The following is a 19999-nucleotide window of genomic DNA, read 5'->3' on the forward strand; positions in this document are numbered from 1 at the left end:
TCCGTCCACATCCGGATCGGCACCTTCGCACCGGGCACCTCTACATACGACATGCGTCCCCCTGAACTCCTGAATCACCTGAAAATCACCTGAAAAGCCGCCAAGCGCAAAATCCCTAGCGAGGGTCCGTAAAACGCTCGACGGACCGGCATCCGCGGCTGCGCGTGCGATACACATTGTGTCCATCCGCCGCCAAGAGGCGGCAAACCGTTTTCACGGCAGTCAGCGTGGAAGGAGCCTGGGACCGTGCAGCGAAAGGCGTACGCACCCGGTCTGGCGACGGCGTCGCTGCTCGCGGCCCTCACGGTCCTCACGGCCGGCGGCTGCACCGCCGCCGACGGCGGCGACTCCGCGACCGACCCCAAGTCCGGGGACTCCAAGACCACCGCCGCCCCCGGCAGATACCGCACGCTCCCCGAACCCTGCGGTTCCGTCGGCCGCGACGCGCTCGAGGAGCTGCTCCCCGGCACGGCCTCTCTGCCCGAGGACACACGGCAGAAGGTCCTCCGCGGGGCGTCGGACGTCACCTACGACACCGACCGGCGCGTCGGCTGCCGCTGGAAGGCCGAGGCGGCGCACGCCTCACACCAGCTGCGGGTGGACTTCGAGCGGGTCGTGTCGTACGACGGCGCCGTCAGCGACGACGACCGCGCACAGCAGGTCTTCGCCAAGAAGCAGGACGCCGCGCTCCCGGACCCCGTCGCCCCGCGGCGTGACGAGGACTCCACGGACGCCGCCAAGGACGCGGGCGCCGCCGAGAACGACGGCGGCGAGGACGCCGCGGCGGACGGCTCCCCCGCCGAGGCCGCGCCCCCGTCCTCGTCTCCCTCGCCCTCCTCCTCGCCGTCCGCGGGCGCCTCGGGCTCCCCCTTCGCCACCCCCTCCGGCAGGGCAGGCAGCGTCGACGGCCTCCAACCGCGCATCCTCGACGGCCTGGGGGACGCCGCGTTCATCGACGACGCTCTCGGCGGGGCCGGCGGAGCCGCCCACCGCCGCACCGTCAGCGTGGTGTTCCGCACATCGAACGTGATCGTGACCATCCGGTACACGGAGCAGTCCGCGCCGTCCGCGGCGGCTCCGAGCCGCGAGGAAATGCAGGACAGAGCGCAGAACCTGGCCCGCAGGCTCGTCGACCAGTTCGAGGAGTGAGCCGGACGTGAGCGAGGAACGAGCCGAGCGGACCGGCCCCGCCGCGGCCCCGGCCCGCGTACCGTGTCGATTCCGGCCCGCCCGCACCCCTGCACGAACTCCAGTACGACGATCGACTGAAGGAACCATGCACCGTTCAGCTCCGCGACTCACCCGCATCATCGCCGCAGCCGCAGCCGCCCCGGCCATGCTCGTCGTCGTCGGCTGCTCTTCGGACTCCGACGGCGGCTCCGCCGACTCGGGCAAGGACAAGGGCGGGCAGCAGCAGTCGGCCGCCTCGACCTCCCCCGAGACGGCGAAGACGCCGGCCGTCGCCCCTGCGAAGTTCGCCGGACTGCCAGACCCCTGCAAGACGATATCCGAGAAGACGATCAAGGAACTGGTGCCGGAGGCGAGTGCGGCCGGCAAGGCGGGCAAGTCGTCGGACACCTCCATCAGCGGCCACTGCGCCTGGAACGCCCTGGACGACAAGGGCGTCAAGGGCTCCGACTACCGCTGGCTGGACGTCTCCCTGCTGCGCTACGACTCCCAGCAGGCCCTTGGCGTCAGCGGGCAGCAGCGCGCGGAGGAGAACTACGCCAAGGAGATCGACAAGGCCAAGGCGACCGAGGGCGCGAAGAACGTGAAGACGTCTCCGGCCTCCGGCGTCGGCAACGCGGCCACGGTCGTCAACTACACGCTCAACAAGACCGACGAGGACTTCACCTACGCCGTGGTCGTGGCCCGCACGGAGAACGCCGTGATCACCGTCAGCTACAACGGCGCGGGGTACGGCGGCGCGAAGAGCCCCTCCGTCGAGGCCATGACGAAGAGCGCCCTGAAGGCGGCCAAGGAAGCGGTGGCAGCGGTCGCCGACGCCAACAAGGGCGGCGGCGCGGCCGACGACAAGAACAACTCGCCCAAGCCTTCGGACGAGCCTTCGGCGAAGCCCTCGGAGGACGCCGCCAACAAGCAGTGACCCGGCGGCAGTCCGGCCGCAGCCCGGCGCCCGCCGAACCGGAGTTCCGGAGCCCGTCGCTCCCCGAAGGCACGGGCTCCGCAGCCGTGTGTCAGGCTTTGCCCGCTGGATTCGGTTGACGGGAGGGGATCGCGGGTGGCCGCGATGCAGCTGACACGCACACACCGCATACTCGTCGGCGTGGTGGTCACCGGTGCGGTGATCATCGCGGCGATCGGCTTCGCGGGTTCCTATGCGGCGGTGCGCGAGCTCGCCGAGCAGAAAGGTTTCGGGGACTTCTCTCTGGTCTTCCCGATCGGCATCGACGCGGGCATCTGCGTCCTGCTCGCCCTCGATCTGCTCCTGACCTGGATCCGCATCCCCTTCCCGCTGCTGCGCCAGACCGCCTGGCTGCTGACCGCCGCGACGATCGCCTTCAACGGCGCGGCCGCCTGGCCCGATCCGCTGGGCGTCGGCATGCACGCGGTGATCCCGGTCCTGTTCGTCGTCTCCGTGGAGGCGGCGCGCCACGCCGTGGGCCGGATCGCCGACATCACGGCCGACAAGCACATGGAGGGCGTACGCCTCACCCGCTGGCTGCTCTCGCCCATCCCCACTTTCCGGCTGTGGCGGCGGATGAAGCTGTGGGAGCTGCGCAGCTATGAGCAGGTCATCAAGCTGGAGCAGGACCGGATGATCTACCAGGCCCGCCTTCAGGCGCGCTACGGACGCGCCTGGCGGCGCAAGGCCCCGGTGGAGGCCCTGATGCCGCTGCGGCTGGCGAAGTACGGCGTGCCGCTGGCCGATACGGCCGCCGCCGGTCTGTCGGCGGCCGGGGTGGACCCGGTGCTGCTGCCGCCGAACCCCGTCGTCGAGACCGCCCAGACGGCCCGGACGGCGCCGGCGACGCAGCCTCACGCCGAGCTGACGAAGGCCCCTGAGCGCCGCGAGGAACTGCCCGCAGCCGCGCCCGAGCGCTCGCCCGAGACCCAGGCCGGCCGGGAACCGGAGCCGGCGCCCGCACCGGGGCCCGGGCCCGAGGCGCCCGCCGTGCAGCAGCCCCAGCCCCGGCAGGCCCAGGAGCAGACGCAGGACAGCGGCCCCGTCACCCATGACAGCCCCTGGTTCGCGGCCCAGCACCTGCCTCAGGAGGCGTACCAGGAGGCGTACGAGAGCGCCTACAACCCCACGTACATCGAGGGCCTGGAGCCCACCGCCGTCCCCGTCCCCCAGGGCCCGGCCCCGCACCCCGAGGAGCTGCCCGTCCAGGGCCCGCTCCCCGAGGAGGACGGGTACTTCGCCGAGCAGGCGTATCCGGTGTTCCGTCAGTACGTGGACCAGTACGGCGCGTTCCCCAGCAACGACCAGCTCGACATACTGCTGACGGACGTGCACGGCGTCACCCACCCGCGCAGCTCCAGCCTGCTGCGCAAGCTGCTGCCCGAGTTCCGCAACCGCTACCAGGCGGACCTGGAGGCCGAGCACATCGCCTGATCGCCGGTGGGGCCGTCGGCGCGCGTCTTTCCGTAACCGGGGCTCCGCCCCGGACCCCGTTCACGGGGTCCCCCCGAACCCCCTCGCCTCAATCGCCGGCGAGGCCGGATCTATCCAGCCCGTCCGGCAATCGAGGACGCGGCCGAAGGCCGTACCAGGCGCGGGGGCCGGCCCCGCGCCCCCGGAGGGTCCGGGGGCGGAGCCCCCGAACACCGCCTACACGGCCAGGAGCTTGCGCACCCGGTCCGCACCCACCGCGAGCAGCAGCGTCGGCAGCCGCGGCCCGGTGTCACGGCTCACGAGCAGCCGGTACAGCAGCGCGAAGAAGGACCGCTGGGCGACCTTCAGCTCGGGCGTGGGCTTGGCGTCCGGATCCAGGCCCGCCATCACCTTCGGCACGCCGTAGACGAGCGTGGTGAGCCCGTCCAGGGACCAGTGCGTGTCCAGTCCGTCCAGCAGCAGCCGCAGCGACTGGCGCGCCTCGTCGTCCAGCGAGGCGAGCAGCTCGGCGTCCGGCTCGGTGCGGACGATGGTGCGCGCCTCCGCCGAGACCTGGGTGGTGATCCAGTTCTCGGCGCAGTCGAGCCGCGGCCGGGCCTCGTCCAGCGAGGTCAGCGGATTGGCCGGGTCGAGGTCGCTGAGGATGCGCAGCGTCTGCTCGTCATGTCCCGCGGTGATGTCCACGACGGACGCCAGCGTCCGGTACGGCAGCGGGCGCGGCGTCTTCGGCAGCTCGCCGGCGGCCGTGCGCACGGCGCGCGAGTGGGCGGCCGCGTCCGCGGGCAGCACCGAGCCTCCGGCCTGGGAGGTGCCCCCAGCGACCTTGGCCTCCAGCTTGTCCCACTCGTCGTAGAGCCGCTGGATCTCCTGGTCGAAGGCGATCTTGAAGGACTGGTTGGGCTTGCGGCGCGCGTACAGCCAGCGCAGCAGCGGCGCCTCCATGATCTTCAGCGCGTCGGCGGGGGTGGGCACGCCGCCCCGCGAGGAGGACATCTTCGCCATGCCGGAGATGCCGACGAACGCGTACATCGGCCCGATGGGCTGCACTCCGTCGAAGACCTCGCGCACGATCTGCCCGCCGACCACGAACGACGATCCCGGCGACGAGTGGTCGACCCCGCTGGGCTCGAAGATCACGCCTTCGTACGCCCAGCGCATCGGCCAGTCGACCTTCCAGACGAGCTTGCCGCGGTTGAACTCGCTCAGCCGCACGGTCTCGCCGAAGCCGCACGCCGTGCAGACGTACGTCAGCTCGGTCGTGTCGTCGTTGTACGAGGAGACGGTCGTCAGGTCCTTCTCGCACTGGCCGCAGTACGGCTTGTACGGGAAGTACCCGGCGGAGCCGCCGCTGCCGTCGTCCTCGCCGGCCGCTCCCGAGCCCTCGGCCGCCTCCAGCTCCGCCTCGTCGACCGGCTTCTGCGACTTCTTCGCGGGAGCCTTCTTGGTGCGGTACTGGGCGAGGATGCCGTCGATCTGCGCCCGGCGCCTCATGGCGTGCAGGATCTGCTCGCGGTAGGCGCCCGTGGTGTACTGCCGGGTCTGGCTGATCGGGTCGTACTCCACGCCCAGCTCGGCCAGGGACTCGACCATGGCGGCCTTGAAGTGCTCGGCCCAGTTCGGGTGCGGGGAGCCGGCCGGGGCGGGCACGGAGGTCAGCGGCTTGCCGATGTGCTCCGCCCAGGAGTCGTCGACGCCCTCGACGCCCGCCGGAACCTTGCGGTACCGGTCGTAGTCGTCCCAGGAGATCAGGTGCCGGACCTCGTAGCCGCGCCGCCGGACCTCGTCGGCGACCAGGTGCGGGGTCATCACCTCGCGCAGATTGCCCAGGTGGATCGGGCCGGACGGCGACAGGCCCGAGGCGACCACGACCGGTTTCCCGGGCGCGCGTCGCTCCGACTCTGCGATCACGTCGTCCGCGAAACGGGAGACCCAGTCGGTCTCGGTGCTGCTCTGAGCCACGATCGGCACGTCCTCAAATGCTTGATCTTGTTCTGTGGATGCTGGCGTTAGCCATTCTCCCAGACGGGGACGGGAAAACTCTGTCCCAGGTTGCTCACGGCCCATGGGACACTTGACAGCCGACACGGACACACACACCCACAACAGGAACGGAAGCTCATGGCCTCGGTCCCTTCCCTCGCTTCGACCGTGCAGCAGCGCCTCGCGGACGCCCTCTCGGCAGCTCTGCCGGAGGCCGGTTCCGCGGACCCCCTGCTGCGACGAAGCGACCGGGCAGACTTCCAGGCCAACGGCATCCTGGCGCTCGCCAAGCAGCTCAAGGGCAACCCTCGCGAGCTGGCGGCCAAGGTCGTCGGCGCGCTCGACTCCGGCGCCGTCCTGAAGGACGTCGAGGTCTCAGGACCCGGCTTCCTCAACATCACCGTCTCCGACCAGGCGATCGTCGAGACCCTGGCGGCGCGCGCCGCGGACAGCCGGCTCGGCGTTCCGTACGCGGACGAGCCGGGCACCACGGTCATCGACTACGCCCAGCCGAACGTGGCGAAGGAGATGCACGTCGGGCACCTCCGCTCGGCCGTGATCGGCGCGGCGATGGTCGAGATCCTGGAGTTCACCGGCGAGAAGGTGGTCCGGCGCCACCACATCGGCGACTGGGGCACCCAGTTCGGCATGCTCATCCAGTATCTGGTCGAGCACCCGCACGAGCTGGACCACAAGGACGACTCCGCCGTCTCCGGCGAGGAGGCCATGTCCAACCTCGACCGGCTCTACAAGGCCTCGCGGGCGCTGTTCGACTCCGACGAGGAGTTCAAGGCCCGCTCCCGGGACCGGGTGGTCGCCCTCCAGTCGGGCGACCCGGAGACCCGGGCGATGTGGCAGCGGTTCGTCGACGAGTCGAAGATCTACTTCTACTCGGTCTTCGACAAGCTCGACATGCAGATCGACGACCCGGACATCGTCGGCGAGTCCGGGTACAACGACATGCTCGCCGAGACCTGCCGCCTGCTGGAGGAGTCGGGCGTCGCGGTCCGCTCCGAGGGCGCGCTCTGCGTCTTCTTCGACGACGTCAAGGGCCCGGACGGGCAGCCCGTCCCGCTGATCGTGCAGAAGTCGAACGGCGGCTTCGGCTACGCCGCCACCGACCTGTCCGCGATCCGCGACCGGGTGCGGAACCTGGGCGCGTCGACGCTCCTGTACGTGGTGGACGCCCGGCAGTCCCTCCACTTCAAGATGGTCTTCGAGACGGCCCGCCGCGCCGGCTGGCTGAACGGCGACGTCAAGGCCGTCCAGCTCGCCTTCGGCACGGTCCTCGGCAAGGACGGCAAGCCGTTCAAGACCCGTGAGGGCGAGACGGTCCGGCTGGTCGACCTGCTCGACGAGGCGGTCGAGCGGGCCTCCGCGGTCGTCCGCGAGAAGGCCCAGGACCTCACGGAGGAGGAGATCGCCGAGCGGGGCGCGCAGGTCGGCATCGGCGCGGTGAAGTACGCGGACCTGTCCACGTCCGCCGCCCGGGACTACAAGTTCGACCTGGACCAGATGGTCTCGCTCAACGGCGACACGTCCGTGTACCTCCAGTACGCGTACGCCCGTATCCAGTCCATCCTCCGCAAGTCCGGCGACGCCAAGCCGGCGGCCCACCCGGAGCTGGCGCTGGCCCCGGCCGAGCGTGCGCTCGGCCTGCACATCGACCAGTTCGGCGAGACGGTCGCGGAGGTCGCGGCCGCGTTCGAGCCGCACAAGCTGGCCGCGTACCTCTACCAGCTGGCGTCCCTCTACACGACCTTCTACTCGGAGTGCCCGGTGCTGAAGGCGGACACCCCGGCCCAGGTCGAGAACCGCCTCTTCCTCTGCGACATCACGGCCCGCACGCTCCACCAGGGCATGGCCCTGCTGGGCATCCGCACGCCCGAGCGGCTCTGACCGCACCACCTCCGCCGGGCCTGTGAGCGCTGCTCACAGGCCCGGCGGCGTTATGGAACCGGTTCCTACCTCAGCGGGTGGGAGGTCCTGCCGCTCACCTCGTCGATCTCCTTGTGCGCCTTCTGCAGTAGCTGCGAGGCGAGATCCATCATCGCCCGCGCACCTGCGATCTCCTCCCCCACGCGCAACTGCGGCGGATCCGAAGGATGCCGGCTGGCCGCGCCGTGCCCGCGGTACTCCGTACCGTCACCGAGCCTGACCAGCGCCGCCGCCCGCGTACGGTCGCCGTCCTCGCGGAACTCCATGTCGATGTGCCATCCGACCAGCGTCTGCATCACGGTCACCTCCAGCGATACCCATCTCCAGGGTGCGCCGCCCGCCTGCTGATCGCCACGCGCCGCCGAGGCGCGGAACCCGCTGTCCTCCCGATCTCCCAATCCTTGCTTGACACGCAATAGGACGAGTGTCCTAGGCTCTTTCTAGGACGGACGTCCTAGAGATGCTCCGTATGACAAGGCGACACCGAGGAGGGGTGACAGTGGGCGGTGCGACCACCCGGGCGCATATCGTCGAGGCGGCCGATCGGCTGTTCTACCGGCAGGGCTACGAGCACACGTCCTTCGCGGCGATCGCCGAGACCGTACGCATCTCGCGAGGGAACTTCTACTACCACTTCAAGTCCAAGGACGACATCCTCACAGCGGTCATCGCCGCACGGCTCGACGACAGACGGCGGATGCTGGAGCAGTGGGAGGCCGATGAGCCCGACCCCGTCGGCCGCATCGGCAGGTTCATCGAGATCGTCGTGACGAACCGCGCCGACATCCAGAACTACGGCTGCCCCGTGGGCACCCTGACCACGGAGCTGGCCAAACTCGGCCACCCCGCGCTCAACGACGCCGGCGATCTGTTCACGCTTTTCCGGGAGTGGCTGCGCCGGCAGTTCGTGCTGTTGGGGCACGAGGCGGAGGCCGACGCCCTGGCCATGCACGTCCTGGCCTTCAGCCAGGGCGTCGCCACGCTCGCACACGCCTTCCAGGACGAGGACTTCATCCGTCGCGAGGTCCAGCGCATGCACGACTGGCTGAGCGCCTATGCCGCGAACCCGGAGACCGCCCGGCACGCCGGAAACGAAGACGCCGTCGGCCCGGCGAACGTCTGACTCATCCATTTCAACCAACCGAGAGGCACCACATGTTCATGGTTCTGCTGCGGTTCTCCGACAACAAGGCCGCTGCCGAGCAGCACATGGCAGACCACAAGGAATGGATCAAGCGCGGTGTGGACGACGGGGTCTTCCTGCTGGTCGGAAGCATCAACCCGGGACTCGGCGGCGCGATCCTGGCCGACGGCACATCGCTGGAGGACCTTGAGCGCCGCGTCGCGGCCGACCCCTTCGTCGTCGAGTCCATCGTCAGCTCGGAGATCGTCGAGATCGCCCCGTGGCTGGCAGACGACCGGCTGAAGTTCCTGCTCGCCTGAGCCGTCACGCAAGGACAGACCGAGATGACCGCAGACCTGCCCGGACCCGAAGCGCCTCGGTGCGCGTGGAGCCGCGCCGCACCGGAGTTCCCGGCCTACCACGACACCGAGTGGGGCTTCCCCGTCGACGACGACCGCCGGCTGTTCGAGAAGCTGTGTCTGGAGGGTTTCCAGTCCGGGCTCAGTTGGCGCACGATCCTCGTCAAGCGAGAGAATTTCCGTACCGCCTTCGCGGGCTTCGACATCCCCAGCATCGCCCGCTTCACCGAGCACGACGTCGAACGGCTCCTCCAGGACCCGGGCATCGTGCGGCACCGCGGCAAGATCGAGGCCGTCGTCAACAACGCGCGGCGCGCCGAGGAACTCCTCGACGAGGAAGGGTCTCTGGCACGGTTCGTCTGGCGCTACGAGCCCGCGCCTGAAGAACTGCCCAAACCTCAGACCGTATCCGTCTCGCCCGCATCGATCTCGCTGTCGAAAGACCTCAAGCGCCGCGGCTGGCGTTTCGTCGGACCTACCACGGCATTCGCGTTCATGCAGGCCATGGGCCTGATCAACGACCATTCGGCGGAGTGCGCAATCCGCCCCGTGGTCCAGCGGCGGCGCGAGGCGTTCACGCCGCCCGCGGGGTGACGGCCCCTCCGCCGAGCAGTGCACACCCACATCGACAGCCACCGAGACCAAGACCGAGACCGAGATCAGACAAGGTATTCACCCATGACTCGCAAGCCGAGCATAGCCATCGCCTACCACTCCGGCCACGGTCACACCGAGCGGCTGGCCCAGGCGGTCAGAACCGGCGCGGCCGCCGCCGGCGCCGAGGTCACGATGATCCAAGTCGGCGATGTCACCGCTGAGCAGTGGCACGCCCTCGACACGGCCGACGCGATCGTCTTCGGCTCACCCACCTATATGGGCACCGCTTCGGGCGACTTCCACGCCTTCGCCGAGGCGACCAGCAAGCGCTGGCAGGCCCAGGCATGGAAGGACAAGACGGCCGCGGGTTTCACAAACTCCGCCTGCAAGTCCGGCGACAAGCACTCCACCCTCGCCTACTTCGCCACGCTCGCCGCCCAGCACCAGATGAACTGGGTCAACCTCGGTCTGCCCCCGGGCTGGTACACCAGCACCGGCAGCGAGAACGACCTCAACCGCCTCGGCTACTTCAGCGGCGCGGCCGCGACCACACCGGCCGACCTCCCGGTGGAGTCGGTCCACAAGGCCGACCTCGCCACAGCCGAACACCTCGGCGCGCGGGTCGCCCACCACACCGGCGTCGTCCTCGCGGGCCGCGCTGCGCTTGGAGTCTGAGCCGCTCGTCTCGGCCGCTCCGTCCACCCGTACAGAATTTTGGTACGGGTGGACCGGGCATGACCTTCCACCGTGTACGGGGAGTTGACAGGTCATGCACTCCAAGAAGCGACGCCCCAAGAACGCGTCGGCCATGAAGCTCGTGGGCGCACTGGTCGCCCGATTCCGGGAGGCGGCGGGCCTCACACAGAGGGAACTGGCGGAGCGGGTCAGGCTCCATGTGGAGACGATCTCCTCGATCGAAGTGGGACGACGGGCCCTGAAGCCGGATCTCGCCAGGCTGATGGACCGGATTCTGGACACGAAGGGGGCGTTGGAGACGGCGGTGGACAACCTCCCGGAGGTGGACCTCTATCCGACGCGGATGGAGCAGTTCATAGACCTCGAGCGCGAAGCGATCGCCATCTCGTGGTACGAGAACCAGGTGCTTCCGGGCCTGCTCCAGACGGAGAACTACGCCCGGGCTGTCTTCCGCTGCAGGGTTCCCGCCTACAACGACGAAGTCCTGAGTGAGAGGCTGGCGGAGCGGCTGGCCCGCCAGGACATCCTCCGCCGCAAGGTCCCGCCCGCGATCAGCTTCATCATTTCGGAGACAGTCGTCCGGGACCGCATTGGCGGCGACGAGGTATACGCGGAGACCCTCCGGCATCTCAGGTCCTGCGCCGACCTTCCGTTCATCACGCTTCAGATCCTGCCGCTCGGGCTGTGCGCCCACGCAGGCCTCAACGGCCCGTTCATCATCCTCGAGACTCCGGACGATCACCATGTCGCGTATGCCGAGACACAGCGCGGCATCCAGCTCGTCGCCGAACCAGACAAGGTGGGAGCACTTACCAGGAAGTATGCAATGCTGCGAACGCAGGCACTGAACCTCGAGCAGACGAAGAACCTGTTGGATCAGCTGCTGGGAGAGCAATGAGCACCACACTTGAGTGGTTCAAGTCGAGCTACAGCGGCAGCGACGGCGGCGAGTGCCTCGAAGTCGCCTACGCCTGGCGGAAGTCGAGCTACAGCAGCGAAGAGGGCGGCGAGTGCGTCGAGGTCGCCGCCCACCCCACCACCGTCCACGTCCGGGACTCCAAGGCCCCCGAGGGCCCCACGCTCACCCTCACCCCCTCCGCCTGGGCGGCGTTCACCTCGCACGTCGGCTGAATTGTCAGTGGCGGCCCCTATGGTCGCCACATGGTGATCAACCCGAACGCGCTGGGGCTCGACCTCCAGCCCGGCGCCGTACGCGTACGCCCGTCGTTCTGGTACGCGAACGAGCCCGCGCAGCCGCAGACTTGGCCGCAGCTCCAGCGCGCCCAGCAGGCTGCCGGCATGTATCCCGTCCTGCTGTCGGACGGCCCGGGGCGGACGCCCGCCTGGGACCGGGACCTGTCCCCGGAGGCCGTGTCCGATCCGGACGACCATGACGCCGAGACGGTGCTCGCCGAGCTGTGGTGGTCCGTACGCTCCGATGACGACGCGCACGGCGAGGACCGCTACGGCGGCTGGCCGGGCCTCGCGCCCGCGCGGCCGTTCGAGACGGACCCGGACGACGCCGCCGCCCGCGTCGCCGCGACGCTCCTCGATCCCGCCCTCTCCCCGCACTTCCCCGACCCCCGCGCGGGGCTCGTCCCGGCCGCCCGGTCCGCTGACATCCCGTACGCCCTCGGCTGGACAGGCCCGTGCAACCACGCGGAGACGGACGTGCTCTGCGCGGTCCTCCGCTCCTGGGAGGACAGGTTCGGCATACGGGTGATCGGGCTGTCCTTCGACTGCCTGGAGCTCTCCGTCGCGGCCCCGCCCCGCACTCTCCCCGACGCTCGCGCCATCGCCGCCGAGCATCACGCCTTCTGCCCGGACAACGTCTGGCAGGGCTCGGGCAGCCTCGACGCCTACGCCAAGGAGCTGCTCGACGGGGACCGCTGGACCTTCTGGTGGGACTGACTCAGGCAGGCGCGTAGGTCAGGCAGTCGATGTCGCTCTGGTGGTAGCCGACGGCGATGCCGGGGGCGCGGCATTCGTAGTCGGTGTTGTGCCGGCAGTCGGACACCTTGCAGGCGCCGACCCGGCCGGTGGCAGACGGGTCGCCGCCCTTGGCCGATGCGGTGAAGAAGGTGTCGCAGTGGGGATGCCGCGTATCGCCGACGGTGATGGCCAGGGCGTGGCAGGCGCTGTCCCGGTTGTAGGCGCAGTCCTCGACGTCGCACTGGTTGACGATGGGCATCTCCATGACGGCGTCCTCCTGGTGTCGGTGTGTACGCCTCCGAGCCTTGCCGCCGGCGCCTCCCATGGCCAGCGGACTTCTGCCGAATGGGGCATGCCCGGCTCATCTCCGCTACTGACCCTTGGTCAAAATTGGCCTATACCATTGACTGGATCACGTCAACGCGCTTAGCTACCGTCACACCCCCCACCGCGGCCGGGCCCGGTAGCTCAACCCCCTCCCCGGGCACGGCCGTTGACATCAAGGAGTGATCGAGTGCTGAGACGGCGCATCATCCCCCTCCTGCTCGCGGCCCTCGTCGCCAGCGGGCTGACCGCGGTCTTCACCCCCTCCGCCACAGCCGTCGGCTCCGCCGCGGCCGGTGTCTGCGACACCGCGCCCGACTGGCGGCAGGGCGTCTGGTACACCACTGGCAACGTTGTCAGATACAACGGCGGCTACTACATAGCCGAACACGACAACCCGGGCTACAGCCCGACGATCTCCACCTGGTACTGGGACCCGTACAACTGCTCTGGCGACGGCGGGGGCGGCAATCCCGACCCGTCCGGATTCGTCGTCAGCGAGGCGCAGTTCAACCAGATGTTCCCGAGCCGGAACGGCTTCTACACGTACTCCGGGCTGAAGGCCGCGCTCAGCTCGTACCCCGGCTTTGCCAACACCGGAAGCGACACGGTCAAGAAGCGCGAGGCGGCGGCCTTCCTCGCCAACGTCTCGCACGAGACCGGCGGACTGGTCCACATCGTGGAGCAGAACACGGCCAACTACCCGCACTACTGCGACTGGGGCCGGCCATACGGCTGCCCGGCCGGCCAGGCGGCGTACTACGGCCGCGGGCCGATCCAGCTCAGCTGGAACTTCAACTACAAGGCCGCGGGCGACGCCCTCGGGCTGAATCTGCTGAACAACCCCTGGCTCGTCGAGCGTGACGCGGCGGTCGCCTGGAAGACGGCGCTCTGGTACTGGAACACCCAGACCGGTCCCGGCACCATGACCGCGCACAACGCCATCGTCAACGACCGCGGGTTCGGCGAGACGATCCGCGCGATCAACGGCAGCCTGGAGTGCAACGGAGGCAACCCGGGCCAGGTGCAGTCACGGGTGAACAAGTTCCGCCAGTTCACCCAGATCCTGGGCACGTCCACCGGCTCAAATCTCTACTGCTGAGCCGCTGGACGCACCGCGGGCCGGGGAAGCGGAACCGCCCGACTCCCCGGCCCGCGGCATCACCGGCTACCTCAGCCAGCGCGCGGCCTCCGTGGCCCAGTACGTCAGGATCATCTTCGCGCCCGCCCGGCGGATGCCGGTCAGCGCCTCCAGGATCGCCTTGTCCCGCTCGATCCAGCCCTTCTCCGCCGCGGCCTCGATCATCGCGTACTCGCCGGAGATCTGGTACGCCGCGACCGGCACGTCCACGGCGTCCGCGATCCTCGCCAGGACGTCCAGATACGGGCCGGCGGGCTTGACCATCACCATGTCGGCGCCCTCTTCGAGGTCCAGCGCCAGCTCCCGCATCGACTCGCGCAGGTTCGCCGGGTCCTGCTGGTACGTCTTGCGGTCGCCGCGCAGCGAGGAGCCGACCGCCTCCCGGAACGGGCCGTAGAAGGCCGACGAGTACTTCGCCGTGTACGCGAGGATCGCCACGTCCTCGTGGCCGGTCTGGTCCAGCGCGTCGCGGACGACCCCGATCTGCCCGTCCATCATGCCGCTGGGGCCGACGACGTCCACGCCCGCGTCCGCCTGGACCTGGGCCATCTCGGCGTAGCGCTCCAGCGTGGCGTCGTTGTCGACGCGGCCGCGCTCGTCCAGGACGCCGCAGTGGCCGTGGTCCGTGTACTCGTCCAGGCACAGGTCCGACATCACCGCCAGCGCGTCGCCGACCTCGGCCTTCACATCGCGGATCGCGACCTGGAGGATGCCGTCCGGGTCCGTGCCGGCGGTGCCCGCCGCGTCCTTCTTCGCCTCCTCGGGCACCCCGAAGAGCATGATCCCGGAGACCCCGGCCTCCGCCGCCTCCACGGCGGCCTTCCGCAGCGTGTCCCGCGTGTGCTGCACCACCCCCGGCATCGCGCCGATCGGCGCCGGCTCCCCTATGCCCTCCCGCACGAATGCGGGCAGGATCAGATCGGCCGGGTGCAGCCGGGTCTCGGCGACCATGCGCCGCATGACCGGGGTGACCCGCAGCCGGCGGGGGCGGGTGCCGGGGAAGGAACCGTACGAAGTCATGACCCCACGCTACCGGGCGGCGTACGGGGCCCGGGGCGGTACGGCCACCCCCGCGGGAGCGGCCCGGTGCCCTTCTCTCCCGCCCGCCCCCCTTCCGGCCCCCGCACTCCAAGGCGGGGAGGGTGGGAAAGCGCCGACACCTTGTGGGAAGCACCGGCACCCCGTGGGAATGGACCCGCACCCCGTGGGAAGCACCGGCACCCCGCAGGGTCTGCCCGGGGAGCCTTAAAAAACCCCACCCTGCTCAGGGCTGGCCCGTCGGAGAAGCCACGGCGCGCACCACCGCACAGGGGGTGCGGGAGGGGAAGCCCCCACACGCAGAAAGGGCGGGTAGCTGGAAAGGGCCCGCACCCCGCAGGGGCACGGGCCCGCCCAGAGCGGCCGAGGGCGCGCGGAGGCAAGGCCCCCGCAGACGCTACGTCGTCGCTCGCCGACGCCGCCCGCCCGGCCGCTTCTCGCTCGGGCGGAGGATCGGTTCCCCCGCCTCCTTCGCCGCGTCGCGGCGCTTCGCGCCGAACTCCGCCAGCGCCTCCGCCAGCTTGTGCACCGACGGCTCCGGCGACAGGACGTCCACCCGCAGCCCGTGCTCCTCCGCGGTCTTCGCGGTCGCGGGGCCGATGCAGGCGATGACGGTCACGTTGTGCGGCTTGCCTGCGATGCCCACCAGGTTCCGCACGGTCGAGGACGAGGTGAAGAGCACGGCGTCGAAGCCGCCGCCCTTGATCGCCTCGCGTGTCTCCGCTGGCGGCGGCGACGCCCGGACGGTGCGGTAGGCGGTCACGTCGTCGACCTCCCACCCGAGCTCGATCAGCCCGGCGACCAGCGTCTCGGTGGCGATGTCGGCGCGCGGCAGGAAGACCCGGTCGATCGGGTCAAAGACGGGGTCGTAGGGCGGCCAGTCCTCCAGGAGGCCCGCCGCGCTCTGCTCCCCGCTGGGCGCCAGGTCCGGCTTGACGCCGAAGTCGACAAGGGCCTTCGCGGTCTGCTCGCCGACCGCCGCGACCTTGATCCCGGCGAAGGCGCGCGCGTCGAGCCCGTACTCCTCGAACTTCTCGCGCACGGCCTTGACCGCGTTGACGGAGGTGAAGGCGATCCACTCGTACCGTCCGGTGACGAGCCCCTTGACCGCCCGCTCCATCTGCTGCGGGGTGCGCGGCGGCTCGACGGCGATGGTCGGCACCTCGTGTGGCACGGCGCCGTACGAGCGGAGCTGGTCGGAGAGCGACGCGGCCTGCTCCTTGGTGCGCGGAACAAGCACCTTCCAGCCGAAGAGCGGCTTGGACTCGAACCACGCGAGCTGGTCGCGCTGCGCCGGGGCGCTGCGCTCGCCGACCACGGCTATCACCGGGCGGTGGCCCTCCGGGGAGGGCAGGACCTTGCCCTGCTTGAAGACCTGGGCGATGGTGCCGAGGGTCGCGGTCCACGTCCGCTGCCGGGTGGTCGTGCCGGCGACGGTCACGGTCAGCGGGGTGTCCGGCTTGCGCCCGGCCGAGACGAGCTCCCCCGCGGCGCCGGCCACCGTCTCCAGCGTGGCGGACACGACGACGGTCCCGTCGGACGCGCCGACCTCGGTCCAGCAGCGGTCGCTCGCGGTGCGGGCGTCCACGAAGCGGACGTCCGCGCCCTGCGCGTCCCGCAGCGGCACACCCGCGTACGCGGGCACGCCGACCGCCGCCGCGATGCCGGGCACCACCTCGAAGGGGATGCCCTCGGCGGCGCAGGCGAGCATCTCCTCGCCCGCGTTGCCGTCGAGCCCCGGGTCGCCGGTCACCGCACGGACGACCCGCTTGCCGCCCCGCGCGGCCTCCATGACAAGATTGGCCGCATCCCTGAGGGCGGGGACTCCGACGGCAATTGACGCCTCGTCAGAAGCCGTCAGCTCGGGCGTGCTCACGTTCGCGCGCGCATGGCCGCGCACGACGTCGAGCACATCCGGCTCGGCGATCAGCACGTCCGCGCCCGCGAGCGCCTCCACGGCGCGCAGCGTCAGCAGACCGGGGTCGCCCGGGCCTGCCCCGAGGAAGGTGACATGCCCGTGGCCGTGCCCGTATGCGGGAGGGGCCGGGTGGTTCGGGACGGTGGTGGGGCTCAAAGAACTCGCTCCCCCATAAGACCGGCCGCACCCTTGGCGAGCATCTCGGACGCGAGCTCGCGGCCAAGCGCGACGGCGTCGCCGTGCGACGTGGGTACGGGACCGGTGGTGGACAGCTGCACCAGCGTCGCGCCGTCGGTCGTGCCGACAACGCCGCGCAGGCGCATTTCGTTGACAACTCGGCCGTCGCCCGACAGATCGGCCAGCGCGCCCACAGGTGCGCTGCATCCGGCCTCCAGGGCGGCGAGCAGGGCGCGCTCGGCGGTCACGGCGGCCCGGGTGTACGGGTCGTCGAGCTCGGCGAGCGCGGCGACGAGGTCTGCGTTCGACGCAGGGCACTCGATCGCCAGGGCCCCCTGGCCGGGGGCGGGCAGCACGAAGTCGACCGAGAGGAAGTCGGTCACCTCGTCGATCCTGCCGATGCGGCTGAGGCCGGCCGCGGCGAGCACCACGGCGTCCAGCTCTCCGCTGCGTACATATCCGATGCGCGTGTCGACGTTGCCGCGGATCGGCACCGTCTCGATCTGCAGCCCATGGCTGCGCGCATAGGCGTTGAGCTGCGCCATCCGGCGCGGCGACCCGGTGCCGACGCGCGCGTCGCGCGGCAGCCGGTCCAGGGTCAGGCCGTCGCGGGCCACCAGCGCGTCCCGGGGGTCCTCGCGCGGCGGCACTGCGGCCAGGGCGAGCTCCTCGGGCTGGGTGGTCGGCAGGTCCTTCAGGGAGTGGACGGCGAAGTCCACCTCGCCCGCGAGCAGCGCGTCGCGCAGCGCGGTGACGAAGACTCCGGTGCCGCCGATCTGCGCGAGGTGCTCACGCGAGGTGTCGCCGTACGTGGTGATCTCCACCAGCTCGACGGCGCGTCCGGTCAGTTCGCGCACGGCCCGGGCTATCTGCCCGGACTGGGCCATGGCGAGCTTGCTCCGCCTGGTCCCGAGCCGCAGCGGCCTCTCCTGGACGGCATGCTCCGCGACGCCGGCAGCCCTCTCGGTCCTCTCGGTCATACTCGCCCTCGGTTCTTGACGTCGGCGTCATTCAGATCGGCCCGGCTGACGGAGGCGACCGTCTCCGGGTCGAGGTCGAAGAGTGTGCGCAACGCATCCGCGTACCCCGCGCCGCCCGGTTCACTCGCGAGCTGCTTGATGCGCACGGTGGGCGCGTGGAGCAACTTGTCGACGACGCGGCGCACGGTCTGCGCGATCTCGGCGCGCTGCTTGTCGTCCAGCCCGGGCAGCCGGCCCTCCAGCCGGGCCACCTCGCCGGCGACCACGTCGGCGGCCATGGTGCGCAGGGCGACCACGGTCGGGGTGATGTGCGCGGCGCGCTGGGCGGCGCCGAAGGCCGCGACCTCGTCGGAGACGATACGGCGCACCTGGTCCACGTCTGCGGCCATGGGTGCGTCGGCGGACGCCTCGGCGAGGGATTCGATGTCGACGAGGCGCACCCCGCCGAGCCGGTGCGCGGCGGCGTCGATGTCACGGGGCATGGCCAGGTCGAGCAGCGCCAGCTCGGACGACCGGGCCTCGGCGGCCGTCGCGATGACGTCCGCGCCCAGCACGAGGCCCGTGGAGCCGGTGCAGGAGACGACGACGTCGGCACAGGCCAGCTCGGCGCCGGCCGCCGTCATCTCGACGGTGCTCGCGTCCACGCCCGCGCCTCCCGGCTCGCGCAGGATCTCCACGAGCCGCTCGGCCCGGCTCGGCGTCCGGTTGGCCACGACGATCTCGGCGACCCCGGCGCGGGCGAGCGTGGCGGCGGCGAGCGACGACATGGAGCCCGCGCCGATGACGAGCGCCCGCTTGCCCTTGGCCCAGGCCTCCACGGGCGCGCCCGCGGCGAGCTGCTCGAGGCCGAAGGTGACGAGCGACTGCCCGGCCCGGTCGATGCCGGTCTCGCTGTGGGCGCGCTTGCCGACCCGCAGCGCCTGCTGGAAGAGGTCGTTCAGCAGCCGTCCCGCGGTGTGCAGCTCCTGGCCGAGAGCGAGGGCGTCCTTGATCTGGCCGAGGACCTGGCCCTCGCCGACGACCATCGAGTCGAGCCCGCAGGCCACCGAGAACAGATGGTGGACGGCCCGGTCCTCGTAGTGCACATAGAGATACGGGGTGAGCTCCTCCAGCCCGACGCCGCTGTGCCGGGCGAGCAGGGTGGACAGCTCGGCGACGCCCGCGTGGAACTTGTCCACGTCCGCGTACAGCTCGATCCGGTTGCAGGTGGCCAGGACGGTGGCCTCGACCGCGGGCTCCGCGGCCAGGGTGTCCTGGAGGAGCTTGGTCTGCGCGTCGGCAGCGAGGGAGGCCCGCTCCAGCACGCTCACCGGTGCGCTGCGGTGGCTCAGCCCGACGACCAGGAGACTCATGCCGGCATCACGGCGGGCATGTCCCCGTCAGGTCCCTTGCGGCCGGCGGCCGCGTCCGGCCCGGCGTTCTCCGTCTGCACGGTCGCGGCAGGCGTCGTGGCGGCGGGCGCGGGCGCGCCCGCGGCGGCCTCGGACTCCTCGCCGGCCTTCCGCTGCTCGTGGAAGGCGAGGATCTGCAGCTCGATCGACAGGTCGACCTTGCGCACATCGACGCCGTCCGGCACGGACAGCACGGTGGGAGCGAAGTTCAGGATGGAGGTGACTCCGGCGGCGACGAGCCGGTCGCACACCTGCTGGGCGGCGCCGGCGGGGGTGGCGATCACGCCGATCGACACGCCGTTGTCGTTGATGATCTTCTCAAGCTCGTCCGTGTGCTGCACCGGAATCCCGGCGACCGGCTTTCCGGCCATCGCCGGGTCGGCATCGATCAGGGCCGCGACACGGAAGCCGCGGGAGGCAAACCCGCCGTAGTTGGCGAGGGCGGCGCCGAGGTTGCCGATGCCGACGATGACGACCGGCCAGTCCTGGGTCAGCCCCAGCTCACGGGAGATCTGGTAGACGAGGTACTCGACGTCGTAGCCCACACCGCGGGTCCCGTACGAGCCGAGGTAGGAGAAGTCCTTGCGCAGCTTGGCGGAGTTGACCCCGGCGGCGGCCGCGAGCTCCTCGGACGAGACCGTCGGCACGGACCGCTCGGACAGCGCGGTCAGGGCGCGCAGATACAGCGGAAGCCGGGCGACGGTGGCCTCGGGGATTCCTCGGCTACGAGTCGCCGGTCGGTGATTTCGGCCAGTTGCCACGGTGCTCCTGCGGGATGAGCGAGGCTGCAGGCGGCCGTGTCTCCCAAGACCGCCCCGTCGAATG

The 19999-nt window shown here is 70.6% G+C and carries 20 protein-coding genes; 12 read left to right on the forward strand and 8 right to left on the reverse strand.

The genetic code is table 11. The annotated features are described in order from the left end of the window. Positions 1 to 246 precede the first annotated feature (246 nt). The 3 genes from QCN29_RS32660 to QCN29_RS32670 all read left to right on the forward strand — a co-directional run bounded on the left by QCN29_RS32660 (position 247) and on the right by QCN29_RS32670 (position 3580). A complete protein-coding gene (locus tag QCN29_RS32660; RefSeq protein ID WP_279932691.1) occupies positions 247 to 1149 on the forward strand; it encodes a DUF3558 domain-containing protein in 903 nt (300 codons plus the stop codon). A 127-nt stretch (positions 1150 to 1276) separates the two neighbouring features. After that, positions 1277 to 2107 (forward strand): DUF3558 domain-containing protein, encoded by an 831-nt coding sequence (locus QCN29_RS32665; RefSeq protein ID WP_279932692.1) that lies wholly within the window; start codon positions 1277 to 1279, stop codon positions 2105 to 2107. A gap of 144 nt (positions 2108 to 2251) precedes the next feature. Next, on the forward strand, positions 2252 to 3580 hold the full coding sequence (locus QCN29_RS32670) for a DUF2637 domain-containing protein (RefSeq protein ID WP_279932693.1): 1329 nt from the start codon (positions 2252 to 2254) through the stop codon (positions 3578 to 3580). A 216-nt stretch (positions 3581 to 3796) separates the two neighbouring features. On the opposite strand, the gene lysS is transcribed toward QCN29_RS32670, so the two are convergent. Continuing rightward, complete coding sequence (gene lysS, locus QCN29_RS32675; RefSeq protein WP_279932694.1) at positions 3797 to 5548, reverse strand: lysine--tRNA ligase; 1752 nt, start codon at positions 5546 to 5548, stop codon at positions 3797 to 3799. Positions 5549 to 5698: 150 nt separating this feature from the next. On the opposite strand from lysS, the gene argS reads away from it, so the two are divergent. Next, the gene (argS, locus tag QCN29_RS32680) at positions 5699 to 7459 is read left to right on the forward strand and encodes an arginine--tRNA ligase (protein ID WP_279932695.1); all 1761 of its coding nucleotides are present in this window, start codon (positions 5699 to 5701) and stop codon (positions 7457 to 7459) included. Between the two features lie 65 nt (positions 7460 to 7524). Here argS and QCN29_RS32685 read toward each other — a convergent pair whose 3' ends face one another. After that, positions 7525 to 7794, reverse strand: a complete 270-nt coding sequence (locus QCN29_RS32685; protein ID WP_240135506.1) for a DUF1876 domain-containing protein — start codon at positions 7792 to 7794, stop codon at positions 7525 to 7527. A 203-nt stretch (positions 7795 to 7997) separates the two neighbouring features. Between QCN29_RS32685 and QCN29_RS32690 the strand changes: the two genes are divergently transcribed. The 7 genes from QCN29_RS32690 (at position 7998) to QCN29_RS32720 (ending at position 12184) form a co-directional block, all read left to right on the forward strand. Beyond that, positions 7998 to 8621: a TetR/AcrR family transcriptional regulator gene (locus tag QCN29_RS32690; RefSeq protein WP_279932696.1), complete on the forward strand. Its 624-nt coding sequence runs from the start codon at positions 7998 to 8000 to the stop codon at positions 8619 to 8621. A 32-nt stretch (positions 8622 to 8653) separates the two neighbouring features. Then, the gene (locus QCN29_RS32695; protein ID WP_279932697.1) at positions 8654 to 8941 is read left to right on the forward strand and encodes a YciI family protein; all 288 of its coding nucleotides are present in this window, start codon (positions 8654 to 8656) and stop codon (positions 8939 to 8941) included. 24 nt (positions 8942 to 8965) lie between these two features. Next, positions 8966 to 9574, forward strand: coding sequence for a DNA-3-methyladenine glycosylase I (locus QCN29_RS32700; protein ID WP_279932699.1), 609 nt, complete (start codon positions 8966 to 8968; stop codon positions 9572 to 9574). Positions 9575 to 9658: 84 nt separating this feature from the next. Continuing rightward, positions 9659 to 10252 carry a flavodoxin family protein gene (locus QCN29_RS32705; RefSeq protein WP_279932700.1) on the forward strand — a complete coding sequence of 198 codons (594 nt, stop codon included), beginning with the start codon at positions 9659 to 9661 and terminating at the stop codon, positions 10250 to 10252. A gap of 94 nt (positions 10253 to 10346) precedes the next feature. Further along, on the forward strand, positions 10347 to 11171 hold the full coding sequence (locus tag QCN29_RS32710) for a helix-turn-helix domain-containing protein (RefSeq protein WP_279932702.1): 825 nt from the start codon (positions 10347 to 10349) through the stop codon (positions 11169 to 11171). Next, positions 11168 to 11404, forward strand: a complete 237-nt coding sequence (locus QCN29_RS32715; RefSeq protein ID WP_279932704.1) for a DUF397 domain-containing protein — start codon at positions 11168 to 11170, stop codon at positions 11402 to 11404. The genes QCN29_RS32710 and QCN29_RS32715 overlap by 4 nt, the downstream gene beginning before the upstream one ends. A 30-nt stretch (positions 11405 to 11434) precedes the next feature. Further along, positions 11435 to 12184, forward strand: a complete 750-nt coding sequence (locus QCN29_RS32720; protein ID WP_279932706.1) for a DUF4253 domain-containing protein — start codon at positions 11435 to 11437, stop codon at positions 12182 to 12184. Position 12185: 1 nt separating this feature from the next. Here the strand turns inward: QCN29_RS32720 and QCN29_RS32725 are convergent, their stop codons facing one another. Next, entirely contained in the window at positions 12186 to 12470 is a 285-nt protein-coding gene (locus tag QCN29_RS32725) for a DUF1540 domain-containing protein (RefSeq protein ID WP_240135480.1), read from the reverse strand. Between the two features lie 249 nt (positions 12471 to 12719). On the opposite strand from QCN29_RS32725, the gene QCN29_RS32730 reads away from it, so the two are divergent. Beyond that, complete coding sequence (locus tag QCN29_RS32730; protein ID WP_279932708.1) at positions 12720 to 13631, forward strand: glycoside hydrolase family 19 protein; 912 nt, start codon at positions 12720 to 12722, stop codon at positions 13629 to 13631. A 66-nt stretch (positions 13632 to 13697) separates the two neighbouring features. Here QCN29_RS32730 and hemB read toward each other — a convergent pair whose 3' ends face one another. From hemB to QCN29_RS32755, 5 genes are all read right to left on the reverse strand, one after another. Next, entirely contained in the window at positions 13698 to 14690 is a 993-nt protein-coding gene (gene hemB / locus QCN29_RS32735; RefSeq protein ID WP_279932710.1) for a porphobilinogen synthase, read from the reverse strand. Between the two features lie 415 nt (positions 14691 to 15105). Next, positions 15106 to 16782 (reverse strand): bifunctional uroporphyrinogen-III C-methyltransferase/uroporphyrinogen-III synthase, encoded by a 1677-nt coding sequence (locus QCN29_RS32740; RefSeq protein WP_279932711.1) that lies wholly within the window; start codon positions 16780 to 16782, stop codon positions 15106 to 15108. After that, positions 16779 to 17783 (reverse strand): hydroxymethylbilane synthase, encoded by a 1005-nt coding sequence (gene hemC / locus QCN29_RS32745; protein ID WP_279932712.1) that lies wholly within the window; start codon positions 17781 to 17783, stop codon positions 16779 to 16781. Before hemC ends, QCN29_RS32740 begins: the two co-directional genes overlap by 4 nt. Then, the gene (locus tag QCN29_RS32750) at positions 17780 to 19135 is read right to left on the reverse strand and encodes a glutamyl-tRNA reductase (RefSeq protein WP_279932713.1); all 1356 of its coding nucleotides are present in this window, start codon (positions 19133 to 19135) and stop codon (positions 17780 to 17782) included. Before QCN29_RS32750 ends, hemC begins: the two co-directional genes overlap by 4 nt. Next, entirely contained in the window at positions 19132 to 19935 is an 804-nt protein-coding gene (locus QCN29_RS32755) for a redox-sensing transcriptional repressor Rex (RefSeq protein WP_279932714.1), read from the reverse strand. The genes QCN29_RS32750 and QCN29_RS32755 overlap by 4 nt, the downstream gene beginning before the upstream one ends. Positions 19936 to 19999 lie beyond the last annotated feature (64 nt).

It is taken from the genome of Streptomyces chengmaiensis (assembly GCF_029846775.1).
GTDB lineage: Bacteria > Actinomycetota > Actinomycetes > Streptomycetales > Streptomycetaceae > Streptomyces > Streptomyces chengmaiensis.